Source organism: Kineococcus sp. DHX-1 (assembly GCF_042473625.1).
Taxonomy (GTDB): domain Bacteria; phylum Actinomycetota; class Actinomycetes; order Actinomycetales; family Kineococcaceae; genus Kineococcus.
The window spans coordinates 1-19,863 of the sequence record NZ_CP170445.1; the positions used below are offsets into that span (position 1 = coordinate 1).

General features: G+C 72.6%; 14 protein-coding genes. 9 read left to right on the forward strand and 5 right to left on the reverse strand.

What is annotated here, in order from left to right:
• The 3 genes from ACFEMC_RS00005 to ACFEMC_RS00015 are packed head-to-tail and all read left to right on the forward strand — an operon-like array spanning position 1 to position 6,982.
• On the forward strand, positions 1–3,087 hold the full coding sequence (locus ACFEMC_RS00005) for an alpha-mannosidase (RefSeq protein ID WP_380172359.1): 3,087 nt from the start codon (positions 1–3) through the stop codon (positions 3,085–3,087).
• Positions 3,084–5,981: a glycoside hydrolase family 2 TIM barrel-domain containing protein gene (locus ACFEMC_RS00010; RefSeq protein ID WP_380172361.1), complete on the forward strand. Its 2,898-nt coding sequence runs from the start codon at positions 3,084–3,086 to the stop codon at positions 5,979–5,981. The genes ACFEMC_RS00005 and ACFEMC_RS00010 overlap by 4 nt, the downstream gene beginning before the upstream one ends.
• Positions 5,978–6,982, forward strand: a complete 1,005-nt coding sequence (locus ACFEMC_RS00015) for an alkaline phosphatase family protein (protein ID WP_380172363.1) — start codon at positions 5,978–5,980, stop codon at positions 6,980–6,982. The genes ACFEMC_RS00010 and ACFEMC_RS00015 overlap by 4 nt, the downstream gene beginning before the upstream one ends.
• 10 nt (positions 6,983–6,992) lie before the next feature.
• Here ACFEMC_RS00015 and ACFEMC_RS00020 read toward each other — a convergent pair whose 3' ends face one another.
• Positions 6,993–7,763: a DeoR/GlpR family DNA-binding transcription regulator gene (locus ACFEMC_RS00020; RefSeq protein WP_380172365.1), complete on the reverse strand. Its 771-nt coding sequence runs from the start codon at positions 7,761–7,763 to the stop codon at positions 6,993–6,995.
• A 122-nt stretch (positions 7,764–7,885) separates the two neighbouring features.
• On the opposite strand from ACFEMC_RS00020, the gene ACFEMC_RS00025 reads away from it, so the two are divergent.
• The 6 genes from ACFEMC_RS00025 (at position 7,886) to ACFEMC_RS00050 (ending at position 14,237) form a co-directional block, all read left to right on the forward strand.
• A complete protein-coding gene (locus tag ACFEMC_RS00025) occupies positions 7,886–9,169 on the forward strand; it encodes an ABC transporter substrate-binding protein (RefSeq protein ID WP_380172367.1) in 1,284 nt (427 codons plus the stop codon).
• Between the two features lie 110 nt (positions 9,170–9,279).
• Positions 9,280–10,140, forward strand: coding sequence for a carbohydrate ABC transporter permease (locus ACFEMC_RS00030; protein ID WP_380172369.1), 861 nt, complete (start codon positions 9,280–9,282; stop codon positions 10,138–10,140).
• Between the two features lie 5 nt (positions 10,141–10,145).
• On the forward strand, positions 10,146–11,036 hold the full coding sequence (locus ACFEMC_RS00035; RefSeq protein ID WP_380172371.1) for a carbohydrate ABC transporter permease: 891 nt from the start codon (positions 10,146–10,148) through the stop codon (positions 11,034–11,036).
• Positions 11,036–12,202 (forward strand): enhanced intracellular survival protein Eis, encoded by a 1,167-nt coding sequence (eis, locus tag ACFEMC_RS00040; RefSeq protein ID WP_380172373.1) that lies wholly within the window; start codon positions 11,036–11,038, stop codon positions 12,200–12,202. The genes ACFEMC_RS00035 and eis overlap by 1 nt, the downstream gene beginning before the upstream one ends.
• 26 nt (positions 12,203–12,228) lie before the next feature.
• Complete coding sequence (locus ACFEMC_RS00045; protein ID WP_380172375.1) at positions 12,229–13,302, forward strand: Gfo/Idh/MocA family protein; 1,074 nt, start codon at positions 12,229–12,231, stop codon at positions 13,300–13,302.
• Entirely contained in the window at positions 13,299–14,237 is a 939-nt protein-coding gene (locus tag ACFEMC_RS00050) for a TIM barrel protein (RefSeq protein WP_380172377.1), read from the forward strand. Before ACFEMC_RS00045 ends, ACFEMC_RS00050 begins: the two co-directional genes overlap by 4 nt.
• A gap of 16 nt (positions 14,238–14,253) precedes the next feature.
• Here the strand turns inward: ACFEMC_RS00050 and ACFEMC_RS00055 are convergent, their stop codons facing one another.
• The 4 genes from ACFEMC_RS00055 to ACFEMC_RS00070 all read right to left on the reverse strand — a co-directional run bounded on the left by ACFEMC_RS00055 (position 14,254) and on the right by ACFEMC_RS00070 (position 19,684).
• Positions 14,254–16,020: an ABC transporter ATP-binding protein gene (locus ACFEMC_RS00055; RefSeq protein WP_380172379.1), complete on the reverse strand. Its 1,767-nt coding sequence runs from the start codon at positions 16,018–16,020 to the stop codon at positions 14,254–14,256.
• Positions 16,017–17,855, reverse strand: a complete 1,839-nt coding sequence (locus ACFEMC_RS00060; protein WP_380172381.1) for an ABC transporter ATP-binding protein — start codon at positions 17,853–17,855, stop codon at positions 16,017–16,019. Before ACFEMC_RS00060 ends, ACFEMC_RS00055 begins: the two co-directional genes overlap by 4 nt.
• Positions 17,856–17,934: 79 nt before the next feature.
• Positions 17,935–18,735, reverse strand: coding sequence for a hypothetical protein (locus tag ACFEMC_RS00065; RefSeq protein WP_380172383.1), 801 nt, complete (start codon positions 18,733–18,735; stop codon positions 17,935–17,937).
• The gene (locus ACFEMC_RS00070) at positions 18,704–19,684 is read right to left on the reverse strand and encodes a type IV toxin-antitoxin system AbiEi family antitoxin (protein ID WP_380172385.1); all 981 of its coding nucleotides are present in this window, start codon (positions 19,682–19,684) and stop codon (positions 18,704–18,706) included. Before ACFEMC_RS00070 ends, ACFEMC_RS00065 begins: the two co-directional genes overlap by 32 nt.
• Positions 19,685–19,863 lie beyond the last annotated feature (179 nt).

Sequence of the window (19,863 nt, forward strand, 5' to 3'; positions counted from 1 at the left end):
GTGCACGACGACCGTTCCCTGGTCGAGGGCCGCGTCCAGCGCGTCCTGAACCACCGCATCCGCCCGGCGGTCCACCCGCAGCGCGTCCCGATGACGCTGTCGGCGTGGCTCGTCCCGGACGAACCGGTGCCTGCGCGCGACGCCGTCGCCGCGCTGGAGGCCGGGGAGTTCGGCGAGTTCTCGATCGGCACCACGTGGGGCCGGCCGTGGTCGACGACGTGGGTCCGCGCGCAGGCGCAGGTCCCCGCGGAGTGGGCGGGCAAGCGCGTCGAGGCGCAGTTCGACCTCGGGTTCATCGGCGACTGGCCGGGCAACCAGGCCGAGGCGCTCGTGCACTCCCTCGACGGGGTGCCCATCAAGGGCGTCGCGCCGGACAACAAGATCGTGCCCGTCGTCCGTGACGCGCAGGGCGGGGAGACCGTCGACTGGCTGCTGGAGATGGCGGCCAACCCCGACATCATGGCCGACGACATGAAGCCCACCCCGCTGGGCGACAAGTCGACCGCGGGTGAGAAGCACCTGTACACCATGAAGGTCGCCGACCTCGTCGTCCTCGACGAGGAGGTGTGGATGCTCGCGGTGGACGTCGAGTGCCTCGACGACCTCATGCGGCACCTGCCCGAGTCCGAACCCCGCCGGTACGAGATCGCCCGTGCGCTGGACCGCGCCATGGACGCCCTCGACCTCGACGACATCTCCGGCACCGCCACCGCGGCGCGCGCCGAACTCGCCAGCGTCCTGGCCTCCCCGGCCGTCGGCAGCGCGCACACGCTCTCCTCCGTCGGGCACGCGCACATCGACTCGGCGTGGCTGTGGCCGCTGCGCGAGACGCAGCGCAAGACGTCCCGCACGTTCGCGAACGTCACCGCGCTCGCGCAGGAGTACCCGGAGTTCGTCTTCGCCTGCTCCCAGGCCCAGCAGTACGCGTGGGTCAAGGAACGCTCGCCCGAGGTCTACGCCCGCATGCAGGCCGCCGCCAAGGCCGGCCAGTGGGTCCCCGTCGGCGGCATGTGGGTCGAGGCCGACGGCAACCTGCCCGGCGGTGAGGCCCTCGTTCGGCAGTTCGTCACCGGCAAGTCGTTCTTCCGCGACGAGTTCGACGTCGACTGCAAGGGCGTCTGGCTGCCCGACTCCTTCGGCTACTCCGGTGCGTACCCGCAGATCGCGCGCCTGGCCGGCATGGACTGGTTCCTCACGCAGAAGATCTCGTGGAACCAGACGAACAAGTTCCCGCACCACACCTTCCGCTGGGAGGGCATCGACGGGACGCAGATCTTCACGCACTTCCCGCCCGTCGACACCTACAACGCGATCTTCTCCGCGGAGGAGCTCACGCACGCCGTCGAGAACTACTCCGAGAAGGGGCGCGGCACCCGCTCGCTCGCCCCCTTCGGCCACGGCGACGGCGGTGGCGGCCCCACCCGCGAGATGCTCGAGCGCGCCCGCCGGTTCGCCGACCTCGAGGGCTCGCCGAAGGTGAAGGTCGAGGACCCGAACCAGTTCTTCGCCGACGCCCGCGCCGAGTACCCCGCGCCGCCCGTCTGGGCCGGGGAGCTGTACCTCGAACTGCACCGCGCGACGTACACGAGCCAGGCGCGCACCAAGGCCGGCAACCGCCGCAGCGAGCACCTGCTGCGCGAGGCCGAGCTGTGGGCGACGACCGCCGCGCTCAACGTCCCGTCCTACTCCTACCCGCACGCCGAGCTCGACCGGCTGTGGAAGATCGTGCTGCTGCACCAGTTCCACGACATCCTCCCCGGGTCCTCGATCGCGTGGGTGCACCGCGAGGCCGAGCAGACCTACGGCCAGGTCCGCGCCGACCTCGAGGCGCTCGTCACCGAGGCCGTCCACGCCCTCGGCAGCGGCTCGCGCGTCCTGCTCAACACCGCCCCGCACGACCGCACCGAGGTCGTCGACGGTCAGCTGGTCCGCGTGCCGGCGTCCGGGTCGGTCGTCCTCGCCGACGCGGCGCAGGAGCCGGCGACGCCCGTCACCGTCACGCGCGCCGACGGCACCCTCGTCCTGGCCAACGGCGTCCTCACGGTCGTCGTCGACACCGACGGGCTGCTGGCCTCCGTCGTCGACGAGGTGAACGACCGCGAGGTCCTCGCCCCCGGGACGCGCGGGAACCTGCTGCAGCTGCACAGCGACTTCCCGAACAACTGGGACGCCTGGGACGTCGACCTGCACTACAAGCACCGGGTCGTCGACCTCGTGGCCGCCGACGAGGTCACGGTCGTCGAGGAGGGTCCGCTGCGGGCCCGCGTGCGCGTCGTGCGCACCGTGAAGAAGTCCCGCATTGAGCAGGAGTACGTGCTCGCGGCCGGGTCCGACCGCATCGACGTTCGCACCGAGATCGACTGGCACGAGCAGGAGAAGTTCCTCAAGGCGGCGTTCCCGCTCGACCTGCACGCCGCCGTGAGCTCCTCGGAGATCCAGTTCGGGCACGTGCAGCGCTCGACGCACACGAACACCAGCTGGGACCACGCCCGCTTCGAGACGGCCATGCACCGCTGGGTGCACGTCGCCGAGCCGGGCTACGGCGTCGCGGTGGCCAACGACTCGACCTACGGCCACGACACGACCCGCGCCGCCCGCGAGGACGGCGGGTCCACCACGACCGTGCGCCTCTCGCTCGTCCGCGGCCCGAAGATGCCGGACCCGCAGGCCGACCAGGGCCGGCACGTCCTGTCGTACTCCCTCGTGCCGGGCGCGCAGATCGCCGACGCGGTCCGCACCGGGTACGACGTCAACCTGCCGCTGCGCGAGGTCGACGGCCCGGCCGAACTGCCCCAGGCGCCCGTGACCGTGACCGGTGACGGGTCGACGCTGGAGACCGTCAAGCTGGCCCAGGACGGTTCCGGCGACGTCGTCGTCCGCATCTACGAGTCCCGGGGTGCGCGGGCGAAGGGCGTCCTGCGGACGTCGTTCCCGATCGCCGAGGCCACCGTCGTCGACCTGCTCGAGGACCCGGCGCAGGAGGGGACCGCGGCCGCCCGCGGCGTCGCCTCGCTGCTCGAGGACGGCACCGTCGGCTTCGCGCTGCGCCCGTTCGAGGTCCTCAGCCTGCGGCTGGCCCGCGCGTGAGGGAGTGGCTGGAGCCCGAGCACGTCGGGCGCCGTCGTGAACCCGTCGGGACCCTCCGACGGGCCGTCCCCGACGACGGGTTCACCTGCGTCGACCTCGACGGCGACTGGGAGTTCCAGCTCCGGGCGCACCCCGAGGCCGCGAAACTGCCGGGTTGGCTCACCGCTCAGGTGCCCGGGTGCTGGACGACCGAACCCTCGCTGTGGGGGGAGGTCGCCGACCCGCCCTGGTACACGAACGACCAGATGCCGTGGCCGGACCTGCCGCCGACCCCGCCGACCGCGCACAACCCGACCGGCGTGTACCGCCGGGACGTCACCGTCCCGGTGGACTGGGCCGGCCAGCGCGTGCTGCTGCACGTGGGGGCGGCCGAGTCGACGCTGCTGGTCCGCGTCGACGGGGAACCCGTCGGCTCCAGCACGGACTCCCACCTCGCGGCCGAGTTCGACATCACGGCCTGGGCCGCGCCCGGGGCGACGGTGCAGGTCGAGCTGACGGTCGTGAAGTGGTCGGCGTCCACGTTCGTCGAGGACCAGGACCAGTGGTGGCACGGCGGGATCACCCGCTCCGTCCGCCTCTTCACGCGGCCGGTGCTGCACCTGTCCGACGTCCGGACCGTCGCCGACGCCGACGGCCGGTTGTCGGTCGACGTCCGCGTCGGCTGCGACGGAGGGGAGGGCGCGCGCCGCGGGTACCTGCCCGAGGGCTGGCGCGTCGACGTCCGCCTGGGGGAGACCGCGCTGGCGTTCGACGCCGCGGCCCACGCCCGCGACCTGGACGACGAGCGCATCTCCCTCTACCGCGGCCGGGCCCGGTTCCGCGGCGAGTTCCCCGGGATCGCGACGTGGACCGCGGAGACCCCCGTCCTGCACGACGTCACCGTGGAACTGCGGGACGCCGACGGGACGCTGGTGGACTCCGAGGTCCAGCGCGTCGGGTTCCGCACGGTGGAGGTCGTGGGCCCGGACCTGCTCGTCAACGGCCGGCGGATCTTCGTCCGGGGCATGAACCGGCACGACCGGGACCCGCTCACGGGCCGGGTCGTGACGACGGCGCAGGTGCGCGAGGAACTGCTGACCCTCAAGCGGTTCGGCTTCAACGCCGTCCGCACGTCGCACTACCCGAACGACCCGACGTTCTACGACCTCACCGACGAGCTGGGGTTCTACGTCGTCGACGAGGCGAACATCGAGTCGCACGCGTGGGCGCACGAGATCTGCGACGACCCGGCCTACCTGCCGGCGTTCACGCAGCGGGTGGCGCGCATGGTGCGCCGCGACCGCAACCACCCGAGCGTCATCGTGTGGTCGCTCGGCAACGAGAGCGACTACGGCGCCAACCACGACGCCGTCGCGGCCTGGATCCGGCGTGACGACCCCACGCGGCCCCTCCAGTACGAGGGGGCGATCAAGGACGACTGGACCACGGGGTTCGCGGCCAGCGACATCGTCTGCCCGATGTACGCGCACCTGGACCAGATGGTCGAGCACGTCACGCAGAACCCGCCGCTGCGGCCGGTCATCCAGTGTGAGTACTCCCACGCGATGGGGAACTCGAACGGGTCGCTGTCGGACTACTGGGCGGCGATCGAGTCGCTGCCGGGCCTGCAGGGCGGGTTCATCTGGGAGTTCGCCGACCACGGCATCCTGCAGCGCACCGACGACCGGCTGCCCGCCGGGCGCGCCGGGGCCGGGCGGTTCGCCGACGGCGTTCCGGCCGACGGGTTCCGCTGGGCGCACGGCGGCGACTTCGGGGACACCCCGAACGACGGCGCGTTCTGCCTCGACGGGGTCGTGCTGCCGGACGGCACGCCCAAGCCGGTGATGTACGAGCACCGCGAGCTCGCCTCGCCCGTGCGCCTGTCCCTCGAGGACGGTGTGCTGCGCGTGCGCAACGCCTACGACTTCGCCGGGCTGGGCCACCTCCGCGGGCAGTGGGTGCTGGAGGCGAGCGACGGCACGTCCCTGACGGTCCCCGCCGACCTCCCGACCCTCGCCGCGGGCTGCACGGCCGTGGTCGAGGTGCCCGCCGAGCTCGCTGAGGCCGGGGCCGGTGAACGGTGGCTCCAGCTCGTCGTGACCCAGGCCGAGGGCACGGCGTGGAACCCCGCGGGGGCCGAGGTCAGCCGGCCCTGCGTGCGGTTGCCCGACCGGGACCGCGACGTGACGGAGGGCGCAGCCACCCCCTCGTCGCCCGTCGTCCTCGACACCACGGGGGCTCTGGAGTTCCCGGGCCTCGCCCGGCCCGAGCTCACGTTGTGGCGTGATCCGACCGACAACGACGACATCGCCGGCGACGGTGCGCGCTGGGTGGCCGCGGGGCTGCGCGACGCCCAGCCCGCCGTCGTCGCCGTCGAGGGTTCCTCGGTCGTGTCGGTGCTCAAGACCTCGGCGGGGGAGGTCCGGCACACCCAGGCCCTCCGCTGGGACGAGCGGGGTCTGCACTGCGAGGACACCGTCGTGCTGCCCGACGGGCTCGAGGACGTTCCGCGCGTCGGGGTCCGCGTGCCGCTGGCCGGCGTGGCGACCGGTGCCCGCTGGTTCGGGACCGGGCCGTGGGAGACGTACCCGGACCGCTGCGCCGCCCCCGTCGGCTGGCACGAGCTGCCCGTGGCCGACCTGGCCGTGCCGTACGTGCGGCCGCAGGAGAACGGTGCCCGCACCCACGTCCGCGAGCTCGCCGTCACCACGACGGCCGGGGTCCTGCGCTTCTCCTTCGACCAGCCGGTCACGGTGACCGTCCACGCCGACGCGGTCGTCGTCGACGCGGCCCACCGGGGTCTGGGGACGGCGTCCTGCGGCCCGAACGCACTGCCGCCGTACCGCATCGCCACCGGGACGCACACGTGGTCCTGGTCGGTTGAGCACGAGGACCCGACGGACGCCTCGTCGTGAAGCTGCTGCTCGTCGGGCTGGACGGGGTCCGCCTGGACCTCGCCCTGCCCGACGTCGTCGCGGGGGACCCGGCGTTCGCGGCTCCCGACCACCCGGCGGACCCGAAGTTCGGGGCCGCGCCCCGGCAGACCCCCGTCGTGGAGGGCACGACCGAACGGGTCGCGCCGACCCTGACGCGGCTCGCGGCCGCCGGGCGCATCGTCCCGGTGTGGATGACCCCGCCGACGGACTCCGGTCCGGGCTGGTCGTCGCTGCTCACAGGGACGACGCACGAGCAGAACAACGTCTGGTGGAACGAGTTCGTGGGCCACCGCCTCGCGCGCTGCCCCGACCTGCTCTCCCAGGTGTTCTCCGCCGACCCCCGCGCGCGGACGTTCGCCGCCTGCACCTGGCCCGCCCTCGTCGACCCCAGCGGGCCGGGACCGGTCGTCCACAGCCGCCCGGACCAGCAGGTCGGCGGTCAGCACCAGGTCTTCGGGGCCACCGACTTCAGCGACGGGTGCCGCTCGGCGGACCGTCAGGTGCGCACGCGCGCGGCGTGGACCCTCAACCACGAGGGACCGGACGCCGCGTTCGTCCACCTCGAAGGGCCCGACGAGGCCGCGCACCGGCACGGCTCGGCCGGACCGGAGTACCTCGAGGCGCTCGCGGCAGCCGACGAGCACGTGCGGTACCTCGTCAAGGCCGTCGCCGAGCGCTACGAGCAGCTCGGCGAGGACTGGCTGATCGCCGTCACGACCGACCACGGGCACAAGCCGGAGGGCGGGCACGGTGAGGACGAGGTCGTCGTGCGGCGCTCGTTCCTGCTGCTGCACCGCATCGGCGGGCCGCTGCCGCAGGAGCTGCTCGATGTCGGGGCGCTGCGCAGCCACGAGGTCGCGCCGACGCTGCTCGCGGCGGTGGGGGTCCGGCCGGCGTCCTACGCCGCGGACCACCCCGTCGGTGAGGTGCGGGACGTCCCGTCCGTCGGCCCGACCCGGGACCTCCGCTTCGAGTGGTGACCCGCGCGGGTCAGGCCACCGGCGCGGTGTCCACCAGCTCGACCGCGACCCCGGCGTGGTGCAGGACGGAGCTCGTCTCGCCGTCGGGCAGGCGGTCGGTCAGCAGGTGCCGGTAGGCGCTGACGTCGCACACCGTCGCCGTCCCGCTGCCGGGGAACTTCGAGGCGTCGGCCAGGAGCACCACCTCGTCGGCGGCGGAGATCATCGCCCGCTTGACCGGGACCTCCTCGGTCACCGTGTCGACCGAGTGCCCGCTGCGGCGGATCCCGCTCGTGCCGAGCAGCAGGAGGTCGGCGCGCAGCTGGCGCAGGCTCTCCTCCGTCAGGTACCCCACGAGGGAGCGGTGGGCGGGGCGCACCTGGCCGCCGAGCAGCACCAGGTCCACGACGGGGTCCTCGCACAGCTCGGCGTAGACGGCGAGGTTGCGGGTGACGACGGTGATGGGGCGGCCGTGCAGGTACTTGGCCACCCGGCCCACGGTCGTGCCGATGTCCAGCAGCACCGACTGCCCGTCCCGGACCCGGCCGGCCGCCGCCCGGGCGATGGCCTCCTTGGGCTCGGCCTGGCGGTCCACGAGGTCGGCGTAGACGTCGTCGCGCACGTCGACGGGGCGCGCCCCGCCGTGCACGCGCTTCAACAGGCCGGCGTCGTCGAGCTTGACGAGGTCCCGGCGGATGGTCGCCTCGGACAGTCCCAGGCGCTCGACGAGTTCGGCGACCGCCACCGGTCCCTTCAGGCGGACGACCTCGACGATGGCCTCGCGCCGCTCCTTTGCTTGCACGATCGACAGAATACCTTGCGCGTTCGCGCATCTGGCAAGTAGCGTTCGCGCAACAAGCCCAGCGCTGGCTGCCGAGGATGACTGATCGATCACGGCGCCCGGATGTCGAGAAAGGTCTCGCCATGAACCTGTCCCGTCGCAACCTCCTCCTCGGTTCGGGGCTGGCTGCCCTGGGAGCCGGGGCACTGTCCGCCTGCTCCACGAGCGCCGGCGGCTCCGGTGGGAGCGGAGGCGGCTCCTCGAGCGGCCTCGCCCTCTGGTACTGGAACGGCGGCCTGAGCGACAAGGTCGTCGAGTCGTCCAAGACCCAGTTCCCCAAGGACGACATCAAGCCCAACAAGGTCGGCGGCGACTTCAAGCAGAAGCTGCAGACCACCCTCACGGGCGGGTCCTTCATCCCGCAGATCACGGGCGTCAAGGGCGAGGACATGCCCTTCTTCCGCTCCGTGGCCGACAAGTTCTCCGACCTCAACGAGTTCGGCGCCAAGGACATCGCGTCGACGCAGCTCGCCTGGAAGTGGGCCGAGGCGCAGACCGAGGACGGCAAGCAGCTCGGGTTCCCGATCGACATCGGCCCGACCGCGACGTTCTACCGCGCCGACATCCTCGAGCAGGCCGGCCTGACGTCCGACCCCACGGCCCTCGCCGCCGCCACCTCCACGTGGGACGACTTCTACGCCTTCGGCCAGGAGCTGCACGGCAAGGTCCCGGCCAGCTTCCCCGTCCCCTCGCTCGCCACGGTCTTCCAGATCATCGTGGGCCAGCTGTCCAACCGCTTCGTCGGCAAGGACAACACCTTCACCGGTGGCAGCGACGAGATGAAGCAGGCCTGGGACACGACGGTCAAGGCGCAGGCGCTGGGCATCAACGCCAACGCCGGGCAGAACCTCGGGCCCGCCCTGGCCGCCGGCACCATCGCGATGGACCTCGGCGCCGCCTGGCACGCCCTCGACATCTCCGACGCCGCCCCCGACACCAAGGGCAAGTGGCGCGTGGCCAACAACCCGGTCAAGCCCACGAACTTCGGTGGGTCGTTCCTGACGATCCCGTCGGCGACGAAGGACAAGCAGGCCGCCTTCGACGTCATCAAGTGGATCCTGAGCACCGACAACCAGGGCCAGGCCTTCACCGACGCCACCATCTTCCCGGCCGACCCCGCCGCCTGGAAGCTGCCCGCCCTCACCGGCGGCGACGAGTTCTTCGGCGGCCAGAAGACGATCGACATCTTCGGCCCCGCCGGCGAGAAGGTCCCCGAGCAGTACGTCGCGGCCTCCGACTCCGCCGTGTCGGCCGCGTACTACAACGAGCTGACCAACGTCGAGGCCAACGGCAAGAACCCGGACCAGGCCTGGACCGACGCCGTCGCCGCCGCCAAGGACATCGCGCAGCGCCAGGGCGTGAAGTGAGCTCGGCCAGCCTCGACCGAGGGTTCCGTCGCAGCCGGTCGCGACCCCCGGGTCAGAAGCCGGCGGCGACCGGAACCAGGAGGAACCCCCTGCGGTTCTGGCCGCAGTACGTGGCCGTCAGCCCGTTCTTCCTGCTGTTCGCGGCGTTCGGGCTGTTCCCCCTGGCGTTCTCGGCGTGGCTGGCCTTCCACCGGTGGGACGGGATCAGCCCGGTCACGTTCGCCGGGTTCGACCAGTTCCGGTTCCTGGTGGCGGACGCGACGTTCCGCAAGGCCGTCGTCAACACCATCATCATCTGGATCATGGCCACCGTGCCCATGCTCTTCATGTCGCTGGGCCTGGCGTCGATGCTGAACTCGGTCAAGCGGTTCAGGACCCTCTACCAGGTCATCCTGTTCCTGCCGAGCGTCACCTCGATCGTCGCGGTCGTCATCTTCTTCAAGGCGATCTTCGACAACCAGGTCGGCGTCGTGAACCAGGTGCTCGAGGCGATCGGCCTGTCCGGGGTCCAGTGGCTCAACGGGTACTGGACGATCAAGATCGTCCTGGCCGTCATCATGACCTGGCAGTGGGTCGGCTACAACGCGATCATCTACTACGCCGGTCTGCAGGCCATCTCGGGCGAGGTCTACGAAGCGGCCAAGCTCGACGGCGCCGGGCCGCTGCGCACCTTCTGGTCCATCACCGTCCCGCTGCTGCGGCCGGTCATCATCTTCACGGTCGTCGTCTCGACGATCGGCGGGATGCAGACCTTCGCCGAACCGCAGGTCCTCTTCGGGTCCAACGCCTCGATCAACCCGAACAGCGGTGGACCCGGACAGGCCGGCCTCACGATGGTCCTGTACTTCTACCAACAGGCCTTCAACAACAACAACTACGGCTACGGCGCGGCCATCGCCTACGGGGTCTTCGCCATCGTCGCCGTGTTCACCCTCATCAACTGGCGGATCACCGCCCGTGCGGAGAAGTGACGGAGATGGCTGCTCACGACACGGCGACGGTCGACCGCAAGGGTCCGTCGCGGCCGGCCCCGGCCCAGAAGGGCGGGAGCGTCCGCAACGCGGCCAAGTGGGCGCACCTGCCGATGGTGCTCGCCTCGCTGCTGCTGCTCTTCCCGTTCTACTGGACCGTGGTCATGGCCACGAACACGAACGCGGACTACTACGCGACGCCGCCCAAGGTCGTCCCGGGCACGCACCTGCTGGAGAACATCGCCTCGGTGCTGACGAGCATCAACTTCTTCGGCTCGATGGCCAACACGGCCATCGTCGCCGTGTCGGTCACGGTGCTCGTCCTCTTCTTCGACTCCCTGGCGGCCTTCGCGTTCGCGAAGTACGACTTCCCGGCGAAGAAGTTCCTCTTCGGTCTCATGCTGGCCTTCTTCATGGTCCCGGCCCAGCTGTCGACCGTCCCGCAGTTCATCACCATGATCAACATCGGGTGGGTCGGGACGCTGCAGGCGCTCATCGTGCCCGCGGCGGCCAACGCCTTCGGCATCTTCTGGATGCGCCAGTACATCTCGACGTCCATCCCGGACGAGATCCTGGACGCCGCGGTCATGGACGGGTGCGGGTTCTTCCGCCAGTACTTCCTCGTCGTCCTGCCGGTCATCCGGCCGGGTCTGGCCTTCCTCGGCATCTACACGTTCGTCCAGGCCTGGAACGACTACGTGTGGCCGCTGATCGTCCTCATCAACCCGGACATGCTGACCCTGCAGGTGGCGCTGTCGCAGCTCAACGTCAGCCGCGGCACCGACTACGCCGTCGTCATGGCGGGCGCCGTGCTGGCGATCATCCCGCTCGTCGTCGTGTTCCTCGCCTTCTCGAAGCAGTTCGTCGCCGACTCCGTGAAGGGCGCGGTCCGCTGATGTCGCGGACCGTCTTGCGCGCCGCCCGCCCGGAGGAGCAGGAGGAGACCGGGGCCCTCGTGGGGGCCGCGTTCTCCGCCGACCCTCCGGGGCGCCGGGCGCCGGACGGTCCGGACTCCGAGCAGCAGGAGCACCAGCAGCAGTACCTGCACCGCGTCGCGGTCGACGAGGGGACCGGGCGCGTCCTGGCCACCGCCGTCGTGCGTCTCGGCGGGCAGTGGTGGGGCGGTCGCCGGGTCCCCGCGGCCGCCCTCGCCGGGGTGGCCGTCGACGTCACGGCCCGCGGCCGCGGCGTCGGTCGTGCGCTCATCGCCGACACCTTCGCCGCCGCCGGGGAGGCCGGAGCGCACGTCGTCGCGCTCATCCCCTCCACCCACGCCTTCTACCGCAAGGCCGGCTGCGGCATCGCCGGACGGCGGTCGGTCTACGCGATCGGCACCCACGACCTGCGCGACCTGCCCCGCGACCGCTCGCTGACCTACCGCGAGGCGACGCCGCAGGACGCGGCCCGCGTCGCCGATCTCGTCGCCGCCCACGGGGAGCGCACGAACGGCGTCCTCGACCACGACACCGGCACCGGGTCGGCACGCCAGTACGTCGCCGAACGGCACGGCGTCGTCGTCGGCTGGTGCGCACTCGGGCGCCGCCCCGTCCGCCCCGGCCACGGCGGGAACTACGCCGTCACCGTCCTCGACCTCGTCGGGGCCGACCCCGCGGCGGAGTTCGGCCTGTGGCGCGACCTCGCCGCCGACGAACCCAGCGCCCGTGAGGTGCACGCGCTCGTCCGTCCCGGCGACCTGCTGGAACAGCACCTCCCGCGGCAGACCGAGGTCGTCGAGGACTCCACCTGGATGCTGGGACTGCTCGACGTCCCGGCGGCCCTCGCCGGTCGCGGGTACCCCCGTGGCGTCGCGGGCCGGGTCGTGCTGGAGGTGGCGGACCACGGTGTCCTCACCCTCGACGTCGCCGACGGCGTCGGCACCACCACTCCGGGCGGCACGCCGTCCGTGCGCGTCGGCCGGGCCGACCTCGCCTCCCTCTACGCCGGGCACCTCGACCCGGCCACCGCCCGGCACGCCGGTCTGCTGCACGGCGACGACGACGCCGTCGGCCTGCTGCGCACGTTCTTCGCCGGACCCCCCGCGGTCCTCGACCGTCCGTTCTGAACCACTTCCACGAAGAGAGAACGCCCGTGACCCTGCGCTGGGGAGTCCTCGGACTCGGCACCATCAGCCGCGCGATCCACCTGCCGCTCATCGCCCGGCTCCCCGGTCACGAGCTGGCGGCCGTCGCCGACCTCGACCCCGAGCGGTGCGCCGAGCTGGCCGCCGCCTACGGCGCCCGGGCGCTGACGCCGGAGGAGCTGTTCGCCGCCGACGACGTCGACGCGGTCCTCGTCGCCACGCCGGGCCGGCACGCCGCGCACGCCGTCACCGCGCTGCGCGCCGGCAAGCACGTCCTGGCCGAGAAGCCGTTCGCCCTCTCCGCCGAGGAGGTGCGCGAGGCCATCGCCGTCGCGCGGCAGACCGGGTTGCACCTGCAGGTCGGCTACATGAAGGTCCACGACCGGTCCGTCGACGTCGTCAAGGCCGCGCTCGCCGACCTCGGCGAGACCCGCCTCGTGCAGATCAGCGTGCGGCACCCCCTCGACGCGCCGCAGGTCGAACACCTGCGGATGGCGCCGCCCGCCCCGCTGCCCGCGTCCGCCGGTCCGCTCATCGCCGCCGACGACGCCGCCGAGAACCGGGCGCTCGACGCGTCCGTCGGCGCCGACACCTCCCCGGAACTGCGCCGTCTGTTCCGCTCGGTGCTGTGCGGGTCCGTCGTCCACGAGCTGTCCTTGCTGCGCGGTCTGGGGTTCGGCACCCCGGAGTTCGACCACGTGGACCTGCTCGCCTGGGACGGGGGAGCGCCGCCGACGGTCTTCGCCACCGGCCGCCTCACCGGCGGTGCGCGGTTCGTCCTGGACTGGGCGTGGACCCCGGACCGTCCCGACTACACCGAGACCGTGCGCATCACGACGACGGCCGGCGAGGTCGTCGTCGACGTGGCCCCGCCCTACCGCCTCGACGCGACGAGCCAGGTGACCGTCACGGGCCCGGACGGCACGCACCGTCCGCCCGCTGGAGCCGACGGCGCGTTCCAGCGCCAGCTCGAGGCGTTCACGTCCGCCGTCACCGGGTCCACCCCGCACCCCGACTCCGCGCCCGAGGGTGCCCTGCACGACCTGGCCGCGCTGCAGCGGATCGTGGAGCTCGTCCGATGAGCGGGCTCGGGGACTGGATCGCCGGGGCGCCCGTCAGCTTCGGGGTCTGGGGTCCGCACGCCGGCGCTCCCGACGGCGACGGGGACGCGATCCTGCGCACCCTGTCGACGCAGGGGTACTCGGGCAGCGAGCTCGGGGACACAGGGTTCCTGGGTGACCCCGACCAGACCGCGGGGGTGTTCGCCGCGCACGGCCTCGCGCCCGCCGGGGTCTACGTCGGCCTGCCGTTGGCGCAGGGGGAGTGGACCGCCGAGGGACGGGCGGGTTTCGAACTGACCTGCCGGACGCTGCGCGCCACCGTCGACCGCCACGCCCTCGGCGCGGCCGCGGTGGGTGCGCCGCCCGCGCGGATCGTCCTCGCCGACGACGGCGCCCCCGGCCTGGAGGCTGCGCGCGACCCGCACGACCGGTCGTCGGGGCTGGACGACCGGGCCTGGGCCCGCGCCGTCGACCTGCTCGCCGAGGCCGTCGCCATCGCCTGCGACCACGGGCTGCAGCGGACGTTCCACCCCCACCTCGGCACCTTCGTGGAGTCGACGTGGGAGGTCGACCGCCTCCTGGCCACGACCCCGCTCGGCGTCACGCTCGACACCGGGCACGCCCTGCTGGCCGGAACCGACCCCGTCGAGGCGGCCGAGCGCTGGGCCGACCGGATCGACCACGTGCACGTCAAGGACGTGCGTCTCGCGCCCCTGCAGGAGGCGCGCCAGGCCGGGCCGGCGTCGCTGCGGGACTGGTGGGCCGACGCGAACGTGCCCCTGGGTCACGGGGACGTGGACCTCGCCGGGGTCGCCGACGCGCTGCGCCGCACCGGGTACGCGGGCTGGCTCGTCGTCGAGCAGGACGCCGCCCCGCACGGCGGGCCGCAGCTGGCGCAGTTCGCGGCCCACCAGGAGCACAACCTGCGGGTGCTGCGGGAACTGCTGGCCGACTGAGTCGGCCCCCCGCGCCTCAGGCGTGCTGGGCCGTCCACGCGGCGTGCAGCCGCGAGTACGGCCCGCCCGCGTGGGCGAGTTCGGTGGCCGGGCCCACCTCGACGACGTGACCGGAGTCCACGACGACGACCGTGTCCGCGGCCTCGGCCGTCGACAGCCGGTGGGCGATGGCGACCGACGTGCGCCCGCTGAGAACTCCTTCGAGGGCGCGCTGCAACCGGACCTCCGTCGCCGGGTCCACCGACGACGTCGCCTCGTCGAGGACGAGCAGGTCGGGGTCGGCGAGGTGGGCCCGGGCCAGCGCCACGAGCTGGCGCTCGCCCGCGGACAACCGTTCCCCGCGCTGCCCCACGGGAGTTCCGAGGCCCTCGGGCAGCCCGTCCAGCCAGGCCGCGAGGCCCAGGTCGGCGAACGCCTCGCGGACGTCGGCGTCGCTCGCGCCGGGCCGGCCGCGGCGGACGTTGTCCCCGACGGTCGTGTCGAAGAGGAAACCCTCCTGCGGGACGGCGACGACGCGGCGGTGCAGTTCCGCCGACGGCAGGTCGCGAGCGTCGACGCCCGAGAGCAGGACCTTCCCTTCGACGGGGTCGACGAGCCTCGTGATGAGCCGCGACAGCGTCGTCTTGCCCGACCCCGTCTCCCCGACGACCGCCGTGCGCGACCCGGCGGGGAAGTGCAGCGTCACCCCGGACAGCACGACCGAGGCCGAGCCGGGGTAGGAGTACGCGACGTCCTGGACGCGGACGTCGACCGGGCCGTGGGGCAGCGCGCGAGGTTCGCGGGGTTCGGGCACGGAGACGGGGGTGTCGATCAGGTCGACGACGCGACGCCACCCGGCGAGGGCGTTCTGCAACTCGTTGAGGACCTCCGTCGCGGCCTGCACGGGCCCGACCCACAACTGCGCCAGGAACAGGAACGCGAGCAACCGGCCGAGGGTGATGTCCCCGTCGAGACCGAGCAGGGTTCCGACGACGATGACGAGCGCCACGACGAGCCCGGAGACGAACACCCCGGAGGAGAACGTCACGGCCGTCGCCGTCTGCGCCTTCACGGCCTGCTTGCGGTGCGCCTCGATCGCCGCGTCGATCCGCCTCCAGGACCGTTCGGACGCGGCGTGCGCGCGGATGACGTCGGCGCCGACGACGGTCTCGGACACCGCGGCGAGCAGGTCGCCCATCCGCACCCGCACCGCCTTGTAGGCGCGGGTCACGGGGCGCTGCAACCGTTGCCGCGCGAGCACGAGCGGGACGAAGCAGCCGAGGACCACGAGGGCGAGCTGCCAGGAGTAGAAGAACATGACCGCCGTCGCCAACAGGACCTGCCCGGCGGACAGCACCAGCACGAGCATCCCGGTCTGCAGGAACGTCGAGATCGTGTCGACGTCGCTCGTCACGCGGCTGACGAGCGAACCCCGGCGCTCGCCGCTCTGGGTGAGGACGGCGAGGTCGTGGACGTGCCGGAACGCGCGCACGCGCAGGGTCGCGAGCCCCGCCTCCGTCGCGCGGAACAACCGCACGTTGACGATCCACGCCGTGCCGGCCGTCGCGAGGACGACGAGCGCGGCGACCACGCACAGCACCACGATGCGGCCGACGTCCGGGCCCCCCTGCGCCTGCACCCCCGTGTCGATCGTCTGCTGGACGGCGACGGGGACGGCGAGCTTGCCGAGCGTCGTGGCGGCGGCGATGGCCAGGGTGACGCCGATCCCCTCGGCGAACTCGGGGGTGAGTTCCCGGGCGCGGGCGATCACCCCCCGGTCGACGGTGCTCTCCTGGACGCTCACGCGGCACCTTCCCCAGCGGCCTCGGCAGTGGCCCGGTCCGCGGCGGCGCGGGCGTAGGCGGTGACGAGTTCCCGGTAGCCCTCGTCGCGGGCGGCGACCTCGGCGGCCGGTCCGCGGTCGACGACCCGGCCGTGGTCGAGGTGGACGACCTCGTCCGCCAGGGCGATGGTCGCGGGCCGGTAGGCGACGACCACGACGGTCGTCCCGGTCCCGGACTCCTCCAGCCCGTCGAGGACGGCGCGTTCCACGGCCGGGTCCAGGGCGCTGGTCGCGTCGTCGAGGACGAGCAGCCGCGGTTGCCGGACGAGCGCGCGGGCGAGGGCGAGGCGCTGGCGCTGGCCACCGGACAGCGTGGAGCCCCGTTCCCCGACGAGTTCGTCGAGGCCGTGGGGGAGGGCGGCAACGAAACCGTCGGCGCGGGCCAGCCGCAGCGCCTGCCACACCTCGTCGTCGGACACCTCCAGGCCGAGGGCGACGTTGCCGCGGATGGTGTCGTCGAAGACGAACGTCGACTGCGGGACGAGGGCGGCGGCCCCGGCCACCTGTCCCTCGGCCAGGCCACGGACGTCGACGCCGTCGAGCAGGACGTCCCCGGTGGAGGGGTCGACGAGGCGGACGAGCAGCCCGGCCAGCGTCGACTTGCCCGCGCCGGTGCCACCGACGACCGCGACGGTGGTGCCCGCCGTGACGTCGAGCGTGACGTCGGTGAGGACCGGCGGCGGTTCGGGGTGGGTCACCCCGGGGTCGGCCAGCGGGTCGGGGGCGGGCGCGGGGTGCCGGTAGGACAATCCCGTCGTGGTGACGGTGAGCGGGCCGCCGGCCGGGGCCGGGTCCGTGCCCCACTCGGTGCGCGCCTCCTCCCGCAGCACGTCCTGCACGCGCGCGTCGCCGGCCACGGTGCGGGGCAGGTCGCCCAGCAGCCACCCGAAGGAGCGGACCGGGAACGCGAGCAGGCTGAGCAGGTAGGCGACCTGGACGAGGTCGCCGACGTCGGTGGCCCCCGACGCCACGCGCACCGACCCGACGACGAGGACCAGCAACGTGCCGAGGGAGGGCAGGGCCTCGATGACGGGGTCGAACGCCCCGCGCGTGCGGCCCGCGGCGACGTTGGCGTCGCGCAGGCGTTCGGCGTCGGCGCGGAACCGGGTGACCTCCTCGTCGGCCAGGCCGAGGGTCTTCACGACGAGGGCGCCCTCGAAGCTCTCGTGGGCCGTCGCGGATACCTCTCCACGCAGCCGCTGGACGGCGACGACGAGGGGGGACATGCGGCGCTGGTAGACGATGTTCGACGCCAGCAGCGCCGGGATCACGAGCAGCCCCACGGCGGCGAGCACCGGGTCCGCGACGACCATGGCGATGCCCGCGAAGAAGATCAGGACGGCCGTGCCGATCGCGAACGGCAGGACCATGGTCGCCTGCCACGTCGCCTCGACGTCGGAGCTGGCCGTGGCGAGCAACCGGCCCGCGGGGTGGGCGTGGTGCCAGGTGAGCGGCAGGTCGAGGTACCGGCGGGCCAGGAGGCGGCGGTAGCGGGCCTGGAGCGCGAACGTGAACGCGCCGCCGAAGATCCGGCGCAGCAGGACGCCGCCGACGAGCACGACGGTGACCGCCATCAGCGTCCCCCCGGCGAGCCACACGTCGCGGACGCCGACGGAACCCGACCCCGTGACGGCGGGGACCACCACGTCGCTGGTCACCCGGCCGACGAGGAAACCGCTGGCGGCGTTGCCGATGCCGTAGATCGCCGAACCGATGATCGCGATGCGGAAGGGGCGGGGCTCTTCGCGGACTCCGCGGGCCAGTGTTCGCACGCCGTCGAGGAACGTTCCACTCACTGACTGACCCTTTCACAGGGAAAGCGCTTCCGCCCTGCGGTGGTGTCCTCGGGACGTCACGCGGAGGTGGTGGGTGAGATCAGACTCCCTCGACCCATCCGCGACGGTAGGCGTGGAGCAGCAGCCGGCCGCGGGCGGTGGAGGGTCCGCTGGCGGCGGTCAACTGGTCCACGAACTCGTCGTCGACCAGCAGTGCCAGGACGGTCGCTGCGGCGTCGCGGTCCACCAGCGCGCGGGCCTGGGCACCTAGCCGGTGGGCCGCGGCCTCCCCGGGATCGAAGCCGTACGACTCGAGCAGGTCCGGATGGTTGTCGTAGAGCTGCTCGAGGTGGTTCTCGTGACCGCTGGCCACCAGGATCGTCCGCAGGTCCACCGCGTCCTTGCGGGTGTCCTGTCGCCTGTCCCTCCAGGCCAGCAGCTTCAACAGGGACTGGGCGGGGAGGGAAGCGACGGGTGCGACGACGCCACCCGGGAGTTCGACGAGCACGGCGCTGCGCAGAGCTTCCTCAAAACCCAGCACCGCCATGACGTGGTCGTTCGGCCAACGGATCGTCCTGCTGGACGTCTCCACGCCGCGGAAGGGAACGACGTCGACCTCGACGCCGCGGACCAGGAAGCGGTGCGGGGAGTCGCCCACTCGTGGATGACTGCTCATCACGTCGTCGAGGTCGGACCACCGCGCCACCGCCAGAGCGATGTCGATGTCCCGGGTGGCTCGGTCCGGCCTGGTCCCCTGCGCGTGGTGCACGAGCAGGTCGCGGGCCATGGCGCCGACGACCATCAGGTCGACGCCCGTCGTCCGAGCCCGCGTCAGGAGGGGCTGGAGCACACCAGCCAGGACGGACAGCTCAGGAGAGGTCGAGTCGGCGTAGGACAGCATCACCACTCCGGAGACGTTCGGCCGCCTCGAGGCAGCGGGGATCGGTGGTCGCCACGAGGTCGGCGTAGACCAGAGGTGGAGGTGCCAGGGGATGGCCCTCTGCCGGTGTCGGCCAGTTCCAGAAGCGCTCACGCACCACGACGTCACCGACCCCGTCCGCCTTCCGCAGGCGGTGCGCGAGCAACGTCTGCCGCGGAAGGCCGTCGGAGTACACGGTTGCAACAGCAGGGGAGAGGAACCCGTCCAGGAGGTGGGCTCCGGTCTCGCCACCCCACACCGCACCGTCCGAACGGAGGTCCTCGTCCGCATGCCGCCACCACGAGTGGTCGGAGGAGTCGAAGCGTGCCCGGGTGAGGCGGGGAGCTGTGCGGACGACGTAGGCCTCGACCCACCGGTCGAAGAGCAGGCGCGTCCCGTGCAGCGTCCGTCGGCGACCGTCGACCAGGAGGTGTCCCTGCCCCTGCAGCTCCTCGAGCACGGCCTGGACCGTCCCAAGGGACGTCCTGCTGCGCTCAGCGATGGTCCGGTAGCTCTCCCCGACGGTCCCGGGATCGCACAGGAGCGAGAAGGTGACGCGTTGCCCGCGCGGGCTGTAGGCGCGGAGGGGACGGTCGGTCGGGCGGGCCTCAGAGGTGGGCGGGCGACGTCCACGGACGTCCACCACGGCGTCCGGCCATCGCAGGTGGACGTTGCCTGCGGTGTCTGCGAAGTGCGCGCCTCGACCGCGCAGGACCTCCGCTGCGGCGTCCGCGACGTGCCGCGTCACGACGAGGGACGGACCGTCCAACAACGGGACCGTCGCTGCGGTGGCTGTGCTGAGCCGCTCACGCAGGACCACGTCGTACCGGTGTCGTGATCCCGTGGGGAGGACGACCCACCAGGCGGGTCCGGTGGGGTCGTCGAGGTCTTCCTCGACGACCACCCCGAGCTCACGGAGGTGGTCCTGCACCGCCTCAGGCCAACCGTCCACGGCACCGGTCCGTTCATCGAGGGACAACGTTCAAGAAAATTGAACAACGCGCAGCAGTGAACACGCAAGGGCGACGAGAAAGGTCTAGAGATTCTCTTGACCGTCGATCGTGCACGATCTACGGTCGATGACATCACGAACGGCTCGACGAGGAGCAG